General features: G+C 65.4%; 2 protein-coding genes. Both read left to right on the top strand.

What is annotated here, in order from left to right:
- The first annotated feature begins 94 nt into the window (after positions 1-94).
- Entirely contained in the window at positions 95-17,260 is a 17,166-nt protein-coding gene (locus tag BAY15_RS18395) for a putative Ig domain-containing protein (protein WP_068854413.1), read from the top strand.
- Positions 17,257-17,625 carry a hypothetical protein gene (locus BAY15_RS19310; protein WP_157771781.1) on the top strand — a complete coding sequence of 123 codons (369 nt, stop codon included), beginning with the start codon at positions 17,257-17,259 and terminating at the stop codon, positions 17,623-17,625. The genes BAY15_RS18395 and BAY15_RS19310 overlap by 4 nt, the downstream gene beginning before the upstream one ends.
- Positions 17,626-18,312 lie beyond the last annotated feature (687 nt).

Below are 18,312 nucleotides of genomic sequence, written 5' to 3'. Positions count from 1 at the left end.
AATTGCCCCTAAACTTTTTTCTGCCGGTCCGGACTGTTCCTTGAGATGGCCCGGATTTCCTTCCGGGCTCCCAACGGAACGGCAGGGAATCGGCATGGTCGCAGTGTTCACGGGAAATGGCTTGGGCTTGTTCAACGCAAGCCTGGCCGGTGCTGGCGCAGGATCCGCGCGTAGCGGCCAAGGTACCGACCGCCAGTACGTCAATGTGGCCAATGGCAACCTTGTCTTCCAGTCCCAGGACGAACAGCTGCTGTTCCGCGGCACCGCGCTGGGCAGTGCACGCACCTACAACAGCCAGGGCACCACCGCCCAGGTGGGCGCCGATGGCTGGGTGACCGGCTTCGAGCGTCGCGTTGAGCTGCTGCAGGGGCAGCTGGGCCAGGCGGGCAGCATCCTGCGCCGCCACACCGGCGACGGTGGCTACCAGGACTTTGCCTACGTTGCACCGAACGTCTATCGCGCCACCTCGGGCGAGGGTGCCCACGATGAGCTGACCCTCACCCCGGGCACCGGCCTGTGGACCTATGTGGAAGGCACCAGCCGCGCCACCGAAACCTATGCCGCGCTGGATGACGCGCAGGCACAGGGGCGCCTGCTCTCGCTTCGCGATGGCCGCAGCAACGCGGTGACGTGGGTGGTGGACTACGATACCCAGGGCCGCATCCTGGCCGTGCGCGACGCCGATTCGCTCGCGGCCCTGCGCTACAGCTATGACACGCTGGGTCGCCTGCAGCAGATCGAAGTCCACGGTGACCAGCCGGGCCAGGTCAGTGGCCGGGTCAGCTACGGCTACGACGCACTGGGGCGCCTGTCCTGGTCGTTGGTCGACCTCACCCCGGAATCGTCGACCGACCGCGCCACCTGGGACGACGCCGGCGGCAACGACGGCCTGCTCTACCGCACCTCGTACGCGTATGACGGCGACAGCCTGCGCATCAGCCTGGTGCGGCAAAGCGACGGCGCCCTGATGAGCTATGGCTACGACGGGCAGGGGCGGGTGGTGACCGCCACCGTGGGCGATGTCAACGCCAACGACGCCGACGGCGCCGGGCAGACGGTGAGCTATCGGTACGACGCGGCCACCCGCCGCACCGATGTCAGCGACGCCACCGGCGCCACCTGGACCTATGAATTCGATGCCGATGGCCGGCTGACCCGCATCGAGCTGCCCGCTCGCGATGGCCTGCGTGACGTCACCCGCTATGCCTACGACGGCGACGGCAACATCACCCAGGTGGCGACGCAGCGCGGCGCCCAGACCCTGCAACAGACCGATTTCAGTTACGACGCCCAGGGCAATGTGCTGTGGCAGTGGGAGCGCGCAGCCGCCGACGGCAGCGCCCGCGCCATCCAGCGTACGTACTCGGCCAGCAACCAGGTCACCAGCGAAACCCGCTACAGCGGCATCGATGCCGACGGTGCCGGCAGCGCCTTCGCACCCACCGGCGGCATGACCACCGTATACCTGTATGACGGGCAGGACCGCCTGCGGTTCGTGATCAGCCCCACCGGTGATGTGCATGAGTATGCCTACCACGCGGCCGGTGCCGGTATCGGCCAGCTCGCGACCGAGCGCACCTACGCCGATCTCCGCTATGACGGCGCCATCACCCTTGCTGCCGTTGCCACCTGGGCGGCCGGACAGCAGGGAGCAGCAGGATCGCGGGTGGACGTCAGCTACGACGCTTGGGGGCGGTTGGCCGTGCGCACCGACTATGCGCGGATGGATGCCACCGGCACCGGCATCGTTGACACCGCTGCTGTCACCAAGCGTTATACCTACGATGCGCGGGGCCAGCTGCTGGCAACCCTGACCCTGCGTGGGCCGGCCAACGCGCAGGTGCAGGAAACTGAAACCTACCGTTACGACGGGCTGGGGCGGCTGCTGTCGGAAATTCGCCGCAGCGACGCAACGCTGCTCTCCAGCAGCACGTGGAACTACCTCGATTCAGGCATGGGGCTGCGCGTCACCAGCGGCGCTCCGGGTGCGCCCCAACGGATCACCACCGAGCTGCGCGACGCGTACGGGCGAACTGTCAGCGTCACCACCAGCAGCAGCGACGGCGCACTCAGCCGTACCAGCCGCAACTACTACGACGGCTATGGCCGCCTGCGCGCCAGCGAGAACGCGGCAGGCGGGCGCAGCTACTATTTCTATGACAACCAGGGCCAGCTGCTGGCCGAGGTGGGCCCCACCGGCACGGCGGTTTCGTACGAGCGCGATACCTTCGGCCGGGTCGTGGCCAGCACCACCCACGCAACGGCGCTGAACACCGCCTCGTGGGTCCAGGCCGGTTCGGTAACCGTGACCGAATGGGCGCAGTACCGCCCCGCTGCGCACGCCAGCGACCGCGTGGTCCGTAACGAATACGACAGTGCCGGGCTGCGCGTGCGCAGCCTGGACGCAGAAGGAAACCAGGCAGTATTCCGCTACGACGGCACCGGGCAGCTGGTGGAAAGCACGTTGCTGGATGCCGCCGGTACGCTGGAAACCGCCCGAACCACCCGCTACTTCCAGGACGCCAATGGCCGTCAGGTAGCGACCCTGGACGCGGCCGGCTACCTCACCGAGCAGGTCTATGACGCCGCCGGGCGCCTGGTGCGCACCGTGGCCTACGCCACCGCAGTAAGTGCGGGCCTGCGTGCCACCGGCACGCTGTCGGCCATCCGCCCGGCGCCCAGCGCGCAGGACCAGACCACGCGCAACTTCTACGACGGCCTGAACCGTCTGGTTGCCGTGCTCGACGCCGAGGGCTACCTCAGCGATGTGGTCTACGACAGCACCAACAACGTGCGTGCCACCCGCAGCTATGCGCGCCGGCTGGATGCGCTCACCGGCAGCGAAACCCTGCAGGCACTGCTGGCCCGTGTGGACGGCGGCGGCGCCCGTGAAACCCGGACCAGCTACGACGCCCTGGGGCGCGCCATCCGCGAGGTGAACGCGGAAGGCACGGTCACCCAGTACCAGTACGACGCGCTGGGCCAGCTGGTGGCCACCCAGGTGGCGGCCGGCACCAGCGAGATCCGTGAGGGCTACCTGCGCTACGACGCACTGGGCAACCTGATCGGCGAGCTCTCCGGCAACGGCGCCACTCATCTGCTGCCCGGCATGAGCGAAGCGCAGCTGGATGCGGTCTACGCACAGTACGGCGTGCGCCACACCTACGACGCACTGGGCCTGCGCACCGAGAGCATCGATCCGGAGGGCAACCGCACCTGGTACTTCCATGATGCCGCCGGCCGCCTCACCCACACCGTGCGGGGCACCACCGACGCACAGGGCATTACCAACGGCGCCGCGGAGGTCAGCGAAACCCGCTACGACGTGTTCGGGCAGGTGATCGACAGCATCACCTATGCGGGCCGCCTGACTATTCCCAACCCGGGCAGCCGCGCCAGCGTGGCATCGGCGATCAGCACGCTGCAGTACGTATCCGGCACCGATATCCGCGTGCAGATGGAATACGACCGTCGCGGCCAGCTGACCTCGTCCATCGACGCCCAGGGCAATCGCCGCCGCTACGAGTACAACGCCTTTGGTGAGCAGACCTTTGACCGCTTGGAAATGGGCCAGGGCCAGCAGCGCGTCACCCAGAGCACGTACGACGTGCGCGGGCTGCGCACCGCCGTGGTCGCTGGCGAAGGGGCCGCGCAGACCAGCCAGAGCTGGATCTACGACGCTTTTGGTCGCGTCATCAGCAGCACCGATGGCCGTGGCCAGGTACGCCAGTCGGCATACGACCGCAGCGGCCGCCAGGTATCCACCTGGCAGACGGTGAACGGCGTCGAACAGCGCCAAACGCAGACCTACGACGCATTCGACCGCGTGCTGACCAGCACCGATGCCGAAGGCGGTATCACCACCTACAGCTATGACGATGCCACCCGCACCGTCACGGTGCGCTCGCCGGAAGGCGTGGCCATCACCACCACCCACAACCGCCATGGCCAAGTGCTCAGCGTTGCTGACGTACTGGGCAACACCACCCGTTATGAGTACGACGCCAGCGGCAACCAGACCGCCATCGTCGCCGCCGACGGCAGCCGCCAGACGCAGGCGTTCAGCACCCGCAACCTGCTCACCAGCAGCACCGATGCCAGTGGGCGCAAGGTGGTGTACAGCTACGATGCGGCAGGTCGCCTGCTGACCCGCACCGTCGACCCACAGGGCCTGAACCTGATTACCCGCTACGGCTACGACGCGGCCGGCCGCCAGCTGAGCGTGGTGGACGCACGCGGCACCGAAGTCCGCAACCGCTTCGACAGCAACGGCAACCTGGTCGAAAGCATCGTCGACCCCAGCGGCCTGGCGATCAGAACAACGTACACGTGGGACGCAGCCGGGCAGCAGCTGTCGGTCACCAGTGGCGTGGGTACGGCCCAGGCCAGCACCACCACTTACGCTTACGACGCGCTCGGCCGCCGCATCAGCCAGACCGTGGACGCCGGCCCGGGCCGGTTGAATCTGGTCACGCAGTATCGCTATGACGCCAACGGCAACGTGGTGGCCCGGATCGATCCGGCCGGGCAGGTGTCGCGCTTCGTCTACGATGCCGACAACCGCGTGGAGCTCAGCATCGATGCAGCCGGTGGAGCAACCCGCTACTGGTACGACCGCACGGGCAACGTGCTGGCCCAGCGGCGGTATGCAAACGCCATTGCGCTGGGCGGGCTGCCGGAAGCAGCCAGCGCAGCGCAGATCCAGGCACGCCTGGCCGCCGATGACGCACTCGATGTGCAGCAGTACTCGGTCTACGATCGCGACGGACAACTGCGCCTGACCCTCAATGGCGTGGGTGCGGTCACCGGCTACGACCGCGATGCCAGCGGCCGCGTCGTGCGTGAAATCCGCTATGCCAACACCGCGCCCATCGCCGACCTGCGCGCCACCCTGTTGACCGGCGACATCGGCGCGGCCGGCGTGCTGTATTACGTGCGCGGTGACGCCGCGCGCGAAGCGGTGAGCTGGAACGTCCTCGATGCGATGGGCCGCACCCGCTTCGAGATCGCCGCCGACGGCAGCGTGCTCGAGCGCCGCTACGACGCCTCCGGCCTGCAGGTGGCCACGGTCTCCTACGCCAACCGCATCACCCTGAGCGCGCAGTTGCGCCAGGATCTGGCCAGCGGCAGCGTAGGCGAGCAGGCCATGGTCGCGGCGCTGGTGCCCTCGGCGCAGGACCAGAGCCAGTACGTCGTGCTGGATGCCGCCGGCCGCGTGCGCTTTGAAGTACGCCGCGATGCCGATGGCCAGGGGCGGGTGACCGAGTACGGCTACTTGGACGACGCCCGCGTCAGCACCACCGTGTATGGGCGCGCAGTCGTCTTCGATTCGCAGCAGACCGTGGCCACGCTGCAGGCACTTGTGGCGCCCTTGCGCAGCGCCGGTGAGTACCACAGCGAGCGCGTGGTGCTGGATGCCGCAGGCCGCCAGCGCTTCACCCTCGACGCCAGCGGTGGCGTGCGCGAAACCCGTTACGACGCCGTTGGCCAGGTGGTGGCCAGCGTGACCTACCTGCAGAAACCGGGCGCGCCGGAAGCGCAGACCCTGGCCAGCCTCACTGCGTGGGCCGCCAGCCAGACCGCCGGCCAGCTGCGCCTGGATACCCGTGGCTACGACGGCGCAGGGCGCTCGGTGATGCACACCGATGCGCTGGGCCAGATCGAGCGCTTCGGCTATGACGCCGCCGGGCAGATGACCTCGTTCACCGACACTGCCGGGCAGGTCTGGACCTACGGGTACAACGCCGCCGGGCAGCGCACCAGCGAGACCTCGCCGGCCGTGGATGTCGCCACGGTGGCCACCAATGGTCAGTTCACCATTGCCCGCCGTGCGCTGGTAACGCGTACGGAGTATGACGCGCTGGGCAACGTGATCCGTCGCAGTGAGGACGCGGACGGCGGCACCCCGCGCGTTACCGAATACCAGTACGACAACCGCGGCAACCAGGTGCGCGTGCTGTTCCCGGACCCGTGGGTGATCGACGAGGCTTCGGGCCTGCTGGTTGCCAGCGGACAGCGCACCTCGGTGGAGGTCACCTACGACGCGATGAACCGCGCCGTCGTCCAGAAGGACGTGCGCGGCAACTACAGCTACAAGACCTACGACGTACTGGGCCAGCTCGCCTACGACGTTGATGCCGAAGGCTACGTCACCAGCTACAGCTACGATGCCTACGGCAACCAGACCAGCCTGCGTCGATTTGCCACGGCGCTGAACACCAGCGCGTTGGCCGGCTGGACGGCCGGCGCCGCGTTGACCCAGGCGCAGCTGCGCGACGGCGGTGGTCTGGTCGCCAATGCTGCCGATCGCCAGCTGCTGTCCAGCTATAACAGCCTTGGCCAGAAGGTGCAGACGCTCAGTTCAACGCGCGAGTACTACGCGCCGGACGGTGTTGCGCGCCAGGGCACGCCGACGGTGCGTTACCAGTACGACGGCTACGGCAACCTGCAGCGCTTGTCCGAGCTGATGAGCGGCCAGGCCGATCAGGCAGATGCGCAGTGGGCCTACACGTGGCACTACTACGACGCGTTGGGCCGCACGGTCATGACCGTCGATGCCGAGGGCTATGCCACCTCCACCGAGTACACCAGCACCGGTGAAGTGGCTGCACAGACCGAGCACGCCCGCGCGCTGTCCACCCAGGCGTTGGGCGCCCAGCCGCCGGCCGCGCCCGCCCCGGGCGATGCCGTTACCGGCTTCGACCGCCGCAACAGCTTCACCTACGATGCGCTGGGCCGGAAACTCACCCAGACCGTCACCCGCCAGTTCCAGCGCGCCGATGGCAGCGCCGGCCAGAGCGATGTGCAGACCCGTATCGGATACGACGCATTGGGCCGGGTCACCCAGAGCAGCGACGACAACGGCACCACCAGCACCGCCTACGATGCCCTGGGCCGCGTTGTTTCGGTGCGGGAGCCGGAGCGTGCCGCCCTGCGCGGCGCCGCCGAGGGTCAGCTGGAGGCCAGCGTGGCCACCGATCTCTCCAGCAGCGCGCTGCAGGAGCTGACCTCGCCGTACACCACCACCGTGTACGACGCCTTCGGCAATGCCGTGCAGATGCGGCGTTACGCCAACGGCTGGGGTGCGGGTCAGGCCGGGCCGGTGGCCGATGATGCCAGGGACCAGATCCAGACCCTTCAGTACGACCGCCAGGGCCGCCTGGTACGCGCCACCGACGCATTGGGCAACGTGCAGATCCATCGCTACGACGCCGCTGACAAGGTGGTGCGCACCCGCCAGCTGCTGGCCGGCTCCAGTGCCGAGCGCAACGCGGTGGTCATCACCGAGTTCGGCTACGACCGCAGTGGCCGCCAGCTGTCCACCACGCAGAAGCGCACGGTGGGCGGTATCGAGCAGACCGATCTGTCCGAGACCGTCCGCTACAACGGATTCGGGGAAATCGTCAGCAAGACCCATGGCGGCCTGGCCGGCGAACTGCTGTACGGCTACGACGCCGGCGGCAACATGGTGCAGTCCAACGAAGGCGGTGCCGATGTGCGCCTGGGCTACAACCTGGCCGGCTACCAGGTGCGGCAGAGCCGCAGCAGCTGGAATGGCCAGGCGGCGGTCACCGCCGTCACCACCATCCAGACCGACCGCCTCGGCCGCGCGCTGCGTACCGACATGCCCAGCTTCAGCGGCGATGCCAACGCGGTGTCCACCGTGGCCCGCCAGTTCGATCGCTGGGGCAACGTCACCCAGATCATCGACGCGCGCGGCTACCAGACCAACTACCAGTACAACAGCTTCAACCAGGTCACCCGCGACGAACGCCCGCTGGTGGAAGTGGTGGCAGAAACCGGTGCGCGCAGCTGGGTGCGCCCGGTCAACGAGTGGTTCTACGACGTGTTTGGCCGCCTGGTCGCTACCCGCGACGCCAACGGCCACATGCGCACCAGCGAGTACAACAACGCCGGCCAGTTGGTGAAGTCCCGCGACGGCGTGGGCGCGACTACGCTTTACGCGTATGACGCGCTCGGTAACCAGCGCCTGCAGCAGAATGCGCTCGGCTACGTGACCTTCAAGCAGTACGACCGCTTGGGCCGGGTCACCGCCATTGGCGACTACCTGCTCAACGACGCGGGGACCGCACGCTACCGCACCACGCTGCAGCAGTACCGCCTGAACGAAAATGGCGACCGCCTGGCCGTCACCGATGCGCTGGGCTACACCGCGCTGTACGACTACGACAGCCGCCATCTGATGGTGCGCAGCCAGACCGCCATGGGGGTGACCCAGCAGTACGGTTACGACGTGCTGGGCCGGAAGATCGTCGAAAGCAACGCCCTGAGCACCCTCTGGGGCGCCGACCGCGATGGCCAGCAGGTACGCATGAACGAGCTGAGCTGGAGCTACGACATCTTCGGACGCAGCACCGACCACAATGACCTGGGCACCCGCGATTACAACTACGACTACGCCAGCAGCGGCCAGCTGAGGCTGGAAACCGGTAACGGCGGGCAGGCCACCGACACTACCCGCACCTACCACTACTACCCGAACGGCCAGCTGCGCCGCATCGAGGAGACCGGTGGCAATTTCACGTACTACGAGTACGACGCTGCCGGAAACCGCACCCTGGAAGAGGTGTACACCCGCGATGGTTCTGGTGCGCTGGTGCACACCTACACCCGCACCTGGTACGACAGCCACAACCGCATCCAGCGCGTGGTGCAGGATGATGCCTCCGCCGGCGGCAACGCCCGCCGCATGTTCGACATCCGCTACGACTACGATGCGGTAGGCAACCGCCGCCGCGTGCTGGCCCAGTCCAGCCATGGCCCCAATGCCGCCGCGATGCCGGTGACCAATACCGCGCCGACGGCGGTCAAGGCCGTGGCCGACAAGACGGTGCGCAAGGGCATCCAGTCCGAGTTCAACATCCTGTTCACCGACGTCTTCCGCGATGCCGAGCAGGATGCGCTCACGCTGGACATCACCCAGGCCGACGGTACCGCGCTGCCATCGTGGCTGGGTGCGCGCTACAACGCGGCCACCGGCGAAATCATCTTCACCGCCGCGCCGCCGGCGGGCAGTGGCGATACCGACGTAGCCGTCAAGCTCACTGCCCGCGAAACCGCCAACGCCGCCAACGCGGTGGCCACCGTGTTCACGGTGCGCAGCCGCACCAACACCGCGCCGCGTGTGCTCGATGGCAGCGTTGCCCAGCTGAATGCCAAGATCGGGCGTCCCTGGGCCGCAGAGCTGCCGGCGTCGATGTACTTCATCGACGAAGACGTTGGCGATGTGCTGTCGCTGAGCCTGGACAACGCCGCCGCCCTGCCTTCGTGGCTGAAGGTGGACCTGAGCAACCCGTACGTGGTGCGCCTGAGCGGCACCCCCACTACCGACCAGAGCATCACCCTGACCCTGCGCGCCACCGACCAGAACGGCGCTTCGGTGGTCAAGACGCTGCAGCTGCGCACCGCCGCCAATGCCGGCCCCAACATCGTGGCCACGCCCAGCCTGGGTGAAGCCGTGCAGGGCCGCGCCTACAGCTGGTCGCAGTCGCTGTCGCAGCTGTTCGTCGACCCCAATGGCGATCCGCTGCAGGTCCGCGCCAGCGGGCTGCCCGGCTGGCTGAACTTCACCTTCATGGACCAGGCCAACCCGGTGCTGCGCCTGGATGGCAACGTACCGTCCACGGTGGCCGACGGATCGACCTTCGCGGTCACGCTGACCGCCACCGACCCCGATGGGCAGACCAGCAGCGTGACCCTGCAGCTGGTAGTGCGCGCCAACCGCGCCCCGGTGGTGTTGCGCCCGGAAGGCTTCCAGCTGCCGAACATCCGCGTTCACGACCGTCTGGATGTGACGCTCGCCATCAGCAGCCTGTTTACCGATCTGGAAGGCGACGCCGTCTCCTTCGAGGCCCTCAAGCTGCCGAGCTGGATCACCGCCACGCTGGACCAGACCGCCGGTACGGTCCGGCTGGTCGGCACCGCGCCGACCGCAGGCTCTGCCAGCCTGGAGATCAAGGCGTGGGACATCGCCGGCCTGACCAGCACCAGCAAGGTGCTGCTGACCATCGGGCAGGACGTGGCGCCTTATCGCACGGCGGGCGTGGCGCTCAACGACGCGACGCTCAGCATTGGTCGCAACTTCAGCTTCAGCCTGCCTGCAAACCTGTTCACCGAAACGGACGGCGACGGCTGGACGCTGGAAGCGGATGTAGTCACGCAGTCGCGTGAGTTTGTCGACGACGCCAACCCGCACTATGAAGACAGGCTCAACATTGAGGCTTGGCCTTCGTGGCTGGTGTTCAACGGCGCCACCGGCACCTTCAGCGGCCAGGTGCCGCCGGGCACCGCCGCCGGCAGCTTCTCCGTGCGCATCATTGCCAGAGACGGCCGCGGCAACGCGACAGATCCCGGTGAAACCATTGGCGCAGCCGGCGCAACCTACGACTCGTTCATGCGATTCAACCTGGTGCCGTTCGCCAACTCGGCGCCGGTCTACGCGGTGGGCAGCATGCCGCCGCGCACCATCAACCACGGCACCCCGGTCAACTTCACCCTGCCGCCGGGGGCCTTCGTCGAGCCCGACGGCGACAGCCTCACTTACAGCGCTTACGTGCAGCTGCCCGATACCTGGGAATACGTACGCGACCCGAAGAACCCCAGTGAATACCTGCCTGACCCGGTACAGCAGCCGGGGCCGATGGCAGCACTGTCGAGCATCGGACTGTCGATCGATGCGGTTACCGGCACCATCACCGGCACGCCCACCAACCTGGCCTACCTGGACTACCGCATCCAGGTTATCGCGCGCGACCCGCAGGGCGGCGTTGGTGTCGGCAAATTCGACGTGAACGTACTCAACGCAGCCCCGATCGCACCTACGTTGGGCGGGCGCTCGGCAATCGCCGGCACGGCATGGAGTTACACCTTCCCCGCCTTCCAGGACGCCAACCAGGAAGCCGTCAGCTACAGCGTCAGCAACCTGCCGGCATGGATGAGCTTCAACCCCGCCACCCGCACCCTGAGTGGAACACCGGGGCCGGTTGGGTCGTGGACCCTGACCATCACTGGTACCGACGCGGCAGGCGCAAGCGCATCCACCACGCTTACCGTCACCACGCCGAACAATGGTCCAGTGCTGACCGGCGTATTGCCGGCGCATGAGACCTGGCGCAACACGGCCTGGTGGATCCAGATTCCGGCAAACACCTTCGTGGACCCCAACGGCGACACGTTGACATGGAGCGTCAGCGGCCTCCCGGCGGGCATCAACTTCGACCCCGTCAATCGCACGCTCTCGGGCTATGCGACCACACTGGGGACGTATAACGTCACCGTCAGCGTGAGTGACGGTCGCGGCGGCAGCAACGCCACCAGTTTCGCCATCTTCGTCACCAATGCCCAGCCGGTTTACAACGGCGGTCTGGTCAACCGCTCGGCCATGCGCGACGAGCAGGTCAACTGGCCGCTGCCGGCGGGCACCTTCACAGACGCCAACGGCGACGCCCTGACCTACTCGATCATGGTCGAAGACCCGGCCCACGAAGAGTGGTTCTGGGATGCCTCCGACGCCGCGTGGGCGTTCCGCCAGGTGCCTGCCACCTGGAAGACCTCCTATTCGCTGGTCATCGATGCCAATACCGGCACGATCACCGGCACCATGCCGGTGTTCACCATCCCGCGGCACCCGGTAACTGGCTGGGGCGGCGGCTTCCTCAACGACTTCCGCATCAAAATCATCGCCACCGATGGCCATGCCACGACCGAAGGCATCTTCGGTGGCCACATGACGATTCCCAACTCCGCCCCGGTTGCGCCGTCGTTGCCCGCGCGCACGGCCACGGCTGGCACGGCGTGGAGCTACGTCATTCCTGCCTTCCAGGACGCCAACGACGACGTTCTGACTTACACCGTCGGCAACCTGCCGGCGTGGATGAGCTACAACGCGACCACCCGCACGCTCAGTGGTACGCCCGTCGCGGTGGGCTCGTGGGCGATCACCATTACCGCCACCGACCCCTCCGGGGCCAGTGCCTCCGGCACGCTCACCGTCACCACGCCCAACAGCGGCCCGGTGCTGACCGCCACGTTGCCGGCACGTGAAACATGGCGCAATACGGGCTTCTGGATCCAGCTGCCGGCCAGCACCTTCGTGGATCCGAACGGCGACGCGCTGACCTGGAGCGCCAGCGGCCTGCCCGCCGGCCTCACCTTCGACGCAGCCAACCGCGTGATCACGGGCTACGCGACCACGCTGGGAACCTACAACGTCACCGTGACGGCCAGCGACGGGCAGGGCGGCAGCACCTCCACCAGCTTTGCCATCTATGTCACCAATGTGCAGCCGGTGTACAACGGCGGGCTGCCCAACCGCACCGGCCAGCTGAATGAACAGGTCAACTGGCCTTTGCCGGCCGGCACCTTCACCGATGGCAATAGTGATGCGCTGACCTACTCGATCATGGTCGAGAACCCAGCGCACGAGGAGTGGTTCTGGGACGCTGCCGACGCTGCGTGGGCGGTCCGCCAGGTACCGGCCACGTGGCAGGCCTCCTCATCGCTGACCATCAATCCGAACACGGGAACCATCACCGGCCCTATGCCGGTCTTCACCCAGCCGCGCCATCCGGTGACCGGCTCTGGCTTCGCTTACCTGCCGTCCTTCCGCGTCAAGGTCATCGCCACCGATGGTCATGCCACTGCAGAAGCTGTGTTCGGTGCCTACACGAACCTTGCGCCATCCGGCGGCATGAACAACCGGACGATCAAGTCCAACGTTCCCACCAGCTTGCAGGTCAGTACTTTCTTTGATCCCAACGGCGACGCTCTGACCTACTCGGCGGCCGGTCTGCCGCCGGGCATGTGGTTCGACCCTGCAAGCCTCACGCTGAACGGGCCGGCCACCGCAGGTACCTACACTGTCACGATCTACGCAAACGACGGACGCGGCGGCGTGGGCGCCTACAGCTTCGTGCTTACGGTACAGGCCAACAACGCGCCGAGCGTGCCGAGCATTGGCAATCTGTCGATGCAGGTGGGCACCGGCGTCGGCGTGGTCCTCCCCGCGTTCCCCGACCCGGATGGCGATCCGGTCACCTACCAGCTCTCCGCGTTGCCGCCGGGCCTGTGGTGGGACGCCAACAGCCGCACCATTGGCGGCACGCCTACGCAGCCTGGCACCTATGGCATGACCATGGCCGGTGTGGACAACCGCGGCGGGGTGAGCTACGCCGGGTTCCAGATCAGCGTGGCGGCGGCGCCCATCCCCAACCGGGCGCCCTACGTCGCCGTCGCGCCGCCGTCCCCTGCTGCCCACTTCTACGGAACCAACCGGTACGTGGTGAGTCCCTCGGGCTTCACCCTGAACCCCAATACCTTCGCCGACCCGGACAACAACCCGCTCAGCTATGCGGTGATCCAGAAACCGAGCTTCCTGTCGTATTCCTACACGCCGGGCGTGGGCCACCAGTTCTCTGGCGTCAACAACGACCAGCGCAGCTGGGCCACCCACACCATCATCATTCGCGCCACCGACCCCAGCGGTCTGTACGTGGATGTCTCCTTCACGGTCACCTCCGAGTTCTACAAGTACACCCCAGGTGGACCGCAGGAGCCGCGCATCGCGCAGTCCTCCGCTGAGCAGGTGCTTACGGCGGCGCGCACATCGGCGCTCGTTCCGGAAAGCATTGAAGACGAAGCACTGGCATTGGCGTTTGCCACCGGCGAGGCAGCGTATGGCGCGCCGATGGCCCGTGCAGCCGCGGCTCAGGCCACGTCTGCATCCACGCTGACCCCCTGGGCCGGCCCGGTGAACATCGCCGGTGGTGCTCCGCCGTCCGGTTTGGGCAACGTCTCGGTCGCCAGCGGCACCGGCGCTGTACCGGTGGAAACCAAGGAGTACTGGTACACCTACGACGGCGAGAACCGTATCCTGGTCAACAACGGGTCGCTGCAGAACGGCCAGATCGTTCTGACGCTTGCCGGCGAGGATTCCTACAGCCTGGCCTACGACGCAGCCGGCAACGTGGTATCGCGCACCACCAATCGCACCACCAACGGGGTGAGCTTCTATTGGATCGACCGCACCTCGTATGACCTGCGCGGCAACCGCCAGTTCGAGTACTTCACCGACACCATCAAGAACGGTAAGTTCGAGTCGGGCGGTGGCGTACGCAGGCAGATGAAGTACGACGCGGCCAACCACCTGACCGCGTCGATGTCCTACTACGCCAGTGGCAGCGTCTGGGAAGACAGGACTCCGCCGGGCCAGCAGTATGAAAGCTGGGGCTTCTATTACTACGGCGGCTGGCTGGCCGGGGCGGAAACCTATTCCTATGACGGCGACGGTCGCATCACGGTGCAGCAGAACCTGTTCCGCAATGAAACCGGCGACATGTCCTGGCTGAAGAACGCCGACGACGCGGGTGGACGGCAGTCCACCGACGTGGGGGTACTCAAGTTCCAGTCCGGTACCGACTACAGCGGGGGCTACGACGTCGCGGGACGGCTGACGACCTACCGTTACATCACCCCGCAATACACCCACACCTACACCACGCTCTATCAGTCCCGCGAGAGCTGGATCCAGAAGAGCATTACTGGCAGCAGCACGGACAGCAACTACAAGACGACGACCAACGTACTCAGCTACGACGCGTTCGGGCGCCTGATGTCCCAGCGCGAAACCACGCGGTTGAAGAACGGCAGCATCGATGACCGCATGCGGTACTACGCCAACGACATGGATGGCAAGGTCATCAATCGTCGCGAAGGTACGCTGAACAGCTCCGGCGTCTTCGTGCAGGAGGGCGTGGGTGGCCCATCCAACTTCCGGCTGGTGCAGGCCAACGGGCAGCAGTTCGCCGAGCTTCGTGAAGGGTTCCAGGGCGTGTTCGCCAACCGCCCTTACACCATGCCGCAGATCCAGAGCCTGGCGGGGCGAGGCACCTATGACGCTGGCGGCGGCCAGACGGTAGCGCAGGCCGGCGACACGCTGCGCACGATCGCGCAGCGCGTCTACGGTACCGATCAGCTGTGGTATGTGCTGGCCGATGCCAATGGTTTCGGCGATGCTGACGCCGAGATCGGCGCGGGCACGCGTATCAACACGCCGGAAACGTCGGTCAGCCGCAACAACGCAAACACTTTCAAGCCCTACGATCCTGCGTCGGCGATCGGCAACACGACGCCTGGCCTGCCGTACGTCCCGCCGCCGCCGAGCGGTGGCTGCGGCACGCTGGGTATGATCATCATGATCGTCATCATCATTGTGGTTACGGTCTATACAGCAGGCGCGGCCACACCCGCTGCGGGTGGGCTGGCGGGCGGTACGGCTGCTGGTACCACAGCGGCAGGAACGGCGGCGGGGACCACTGCCGCCGCCGCAACCGGCGCCGCCGCGACGACCACGACAGCCGTGACGACAGCTGCGACTGCAGCCTCGGCTGCCTCGACGTCGGTTATGGCAACTGGTCTTGCGGCACTCTCGGGGGGGAACATTGTGGCCGCCGGCATCGGCGCATTCGTAGGAAGCGCCGTCGGTCAGGCAGCCGGCAGCCTAATGGGGGTGGCCAGTTTCAGCTGGAAGAACGCAGCGGTAGCGGGCGCCACCGCAATGGGAACGGCTGGATTTGGTGCTGCGGCGAATGCGAGTAAGTTCGGCAACTACATCAGGGACGTCAACTACGCACGCGCTGCAGCGTCCTCGATGGCAGGGGGCATCAGTAGCTACGCGGCGAGCCGCGCCATCGGCGTGGACGCCAGCTTCAGCTGGCGCAGCATCGCGGCAAACGCGGTATCTGCAGCAATCAGCACCGGCATCGGCGACAAGTTGGGCTGGAACCCCACCACTGATGCAGGAGGGAGCGGCGAGTTCTGGTCGGATATGGGCAATGGAGTGGTGGGTGGCGCGACTCGCCTCCACACTCGTCGCGCCTTCGGCCTCAACGATAAGGTGGATTACAAGAGCATCGCCGCAGACGCGTTTGGGAATGCGATAGGGAACGCATCCGTCCGTGGAATTCAGAGCATGGAGATCGAACGGGCGATGCTCGAAGGACTCAGCGAGGATCAGGTTGCCGCCTACAAGGAGTCCAAGCCCCAGGGCAAAGCCGCAAGGATGACCATGCTCTCCATGTTGCGGAACATGGGCAAGGACATTCCAATCGACCAACAGGTCGACTTCATCAATCGCACGTTGGAAATGAGCACCAACGAGAGTAATTACAGTACAGAGTACAGAAGGGAAATGACCCAGGAGTACCTGGGCATGATGCGAGACGAAAATGGAATGCCGCTGAGCTCCGACGTCATCGATGCCAACATGGGTATGTTGGCAGACAAGGGCTTCTTTGGAGAGGGTGTCGTGAGCGTGGGAGTGGGCGACACCGTCCCGCTGAACGGTCCGGAGAGCGCGCAGCCCGTAGCCTCGACTGCTCTGCTTAGCGCGGAAGATCAAGCTCTGATTCTTCAGGATCAACGTAGACGTGACGCGCCAGCGCTGCTGAAGTATGAGATTGACCAAGCATCGGAATGGGTCGGCGGGAAGATGAGGATCATTGGGGAGGCGGTGGAGGAACGGCCGATCCTCAAGTACGGTTTCGTAGCGCTCGACGTTGTGGCCGGTCCGAGCATGTACCTCGTGCGAGAGGGTATCGGTCGGTCGCCGGTGGGTGCGTGGGTCGAGAAGCAGCAAGAGCGAGCTCTCGGAGCTGTGGCGGGGCGCTTCGAACAGCTGCCGGGCTACTCGTCGGCCGAAGCAAACGACGGCGCCGTCGGGGTGTTTGGCGTAGCTGGCATGTCAATGTTTGGTGCGACTGGATTGCTGAAGCGTCTGCCAGTGGTGAACCGCCTACTGGCGAAGGGGCCCCGACTTGAGTTCCACGCAGGCGCGGAGGTTCATATCGCTGGTGCTGGAGGCAATCACGGACCTACCGGTGGAAAGAGAGTTGTGTCCAATGGCGCGGGTCCGGAGAATCGCTCCCTACATGAGGATTACAAGGCTGAATTGCGGTCCGCTATGGAGAAGCCGACGGTCTCCGATCCCGTTCTTGGTGACCTCGTTGATAAGCTCTATCGGCCGAATGCTAAAGTGGGAAGCGGGAGCACTGCGGCTGCCGTTCGAGAAGAAATGGCAACGGGAAAGCCTGTAGGTAACAAATTCCATACGCAGAAGGCACAAGACAGTATTGTGTCGCTCCGGAAGTGGCTTGATAAGAACCCGACGGCGAGTGCTGGGGATCGGGCTGCGGCCGAGAATATTATTCGAGATACACAAGACGCTTTGAAGGGACGCCCATGAATACCGCTTGCAGTGACTTCGCTCTCGCCATTGCTAAACGATCACCAGAGCTGCAATCGGCTTACGATGGAACTTTCGACTATTGGGCGCCAGATCAGCCTCCGGTTACAATCTTGTTCGCCGCATTAGGTGATGAAATCGCGGTAACTTTAGGTCGTTGCAGTTTGGCCGCGGAGCAGGAGCTATTCAGTCGCATTGAGGACGCAATTAGTAGTGACGATGAGGAGTTGGCGACCGCAGTCGCAACAGGCCTAGTTGAGTCGATCGTCTCTAAGCTTGCTCAGGACGAGGTGGCACTACATCGCGTGCTCAGCATGTTTGGTGAGCAAACTAGATCGCACGCAAGGGCATGGTTGTCTGAATGAACCCGCACGGCAACAGTGCGCGGAACTCCATATCAGCTCAATCAATGCACGGCTCGGATATTAGTGCCGAAATACAAGCTGGCTAGCGCGATCCAAGATTGCCTCGCTGCGATGGCTGCTTCGACAGAGTCGCTTGAAGGCGCGTTGGGGTTCGACGACCCTTTTTCAGGGAGGAAGGGAGGGGGCACAAACAAGCAGGCTATGTTTCAGGTATTGAATATGAGTTTCATCGTGTTGGCGTGTACATCAACTCGCAGCCAGCTGGTGTCGAGATGGAGATCGAGTTTGGCCTGGGCGGAAAGTAGGGTGGTTTCGACTCATGGCGCTTATGGCAATGGGTGAAGGGCAAGCCAGGGCGCTACCCAGGCCTGTCCAGCCACCGGGTAGTTCGCGATGGATTGGCGGAAATGCGTAGCAGTGGAGAGGTTGTGCCATTGAGTGGGTCGCCTCACTTGCAGTTGGCAAGGACGAGTAAATAGAGTGGAGTGCGGCGGTTTCGGGCTCTCGCCGGTTAACGTCCAGGCAGACGGGATTAGCTAACGGCCCCCAACGTTTTTGGTTTTTGTGTCCATACTTCGTTGTTCAAGAGTTGGCAAGTCCCAGAACTCATTCGACTTCGCAGTAAGTAAAGCTGACAGGTTGCCTATTGCATTCACACAATTTTCACGCCTATGATCGGCGCTCGAG

Source organism: Stenotrophomonas rhizophila (assembly GCF_001704155.1).
Lineage (GTDB): Bacteria > Pseudomonadota > Gammaproteobacteria > Xanthomonadales > Xanthomonadaceae > Stenotrophomonas > Stenotrophomonas rhizophila_A.
This window is presented reverse-complemented; position numbering and strand designations above follow the sequence as displayed.

Excerpts from the sequence above, each read along its gene's own strand:
- BAY15_RS18395 (WP_068854413.1), top strand. The coding sequence starts at position 95 with ATGGTCGCAGTGTTCACGGGAAATGGCTTGGGCTTGTTCAACGCAAGC.
- BAY15_RS19310 (WP_157771781.1), top strand. The coding sequence starts at position 17,257 with ATGAATACCGCTTGCAGTGACTTCGCTCTCGCCATTGCTAAACGATCA.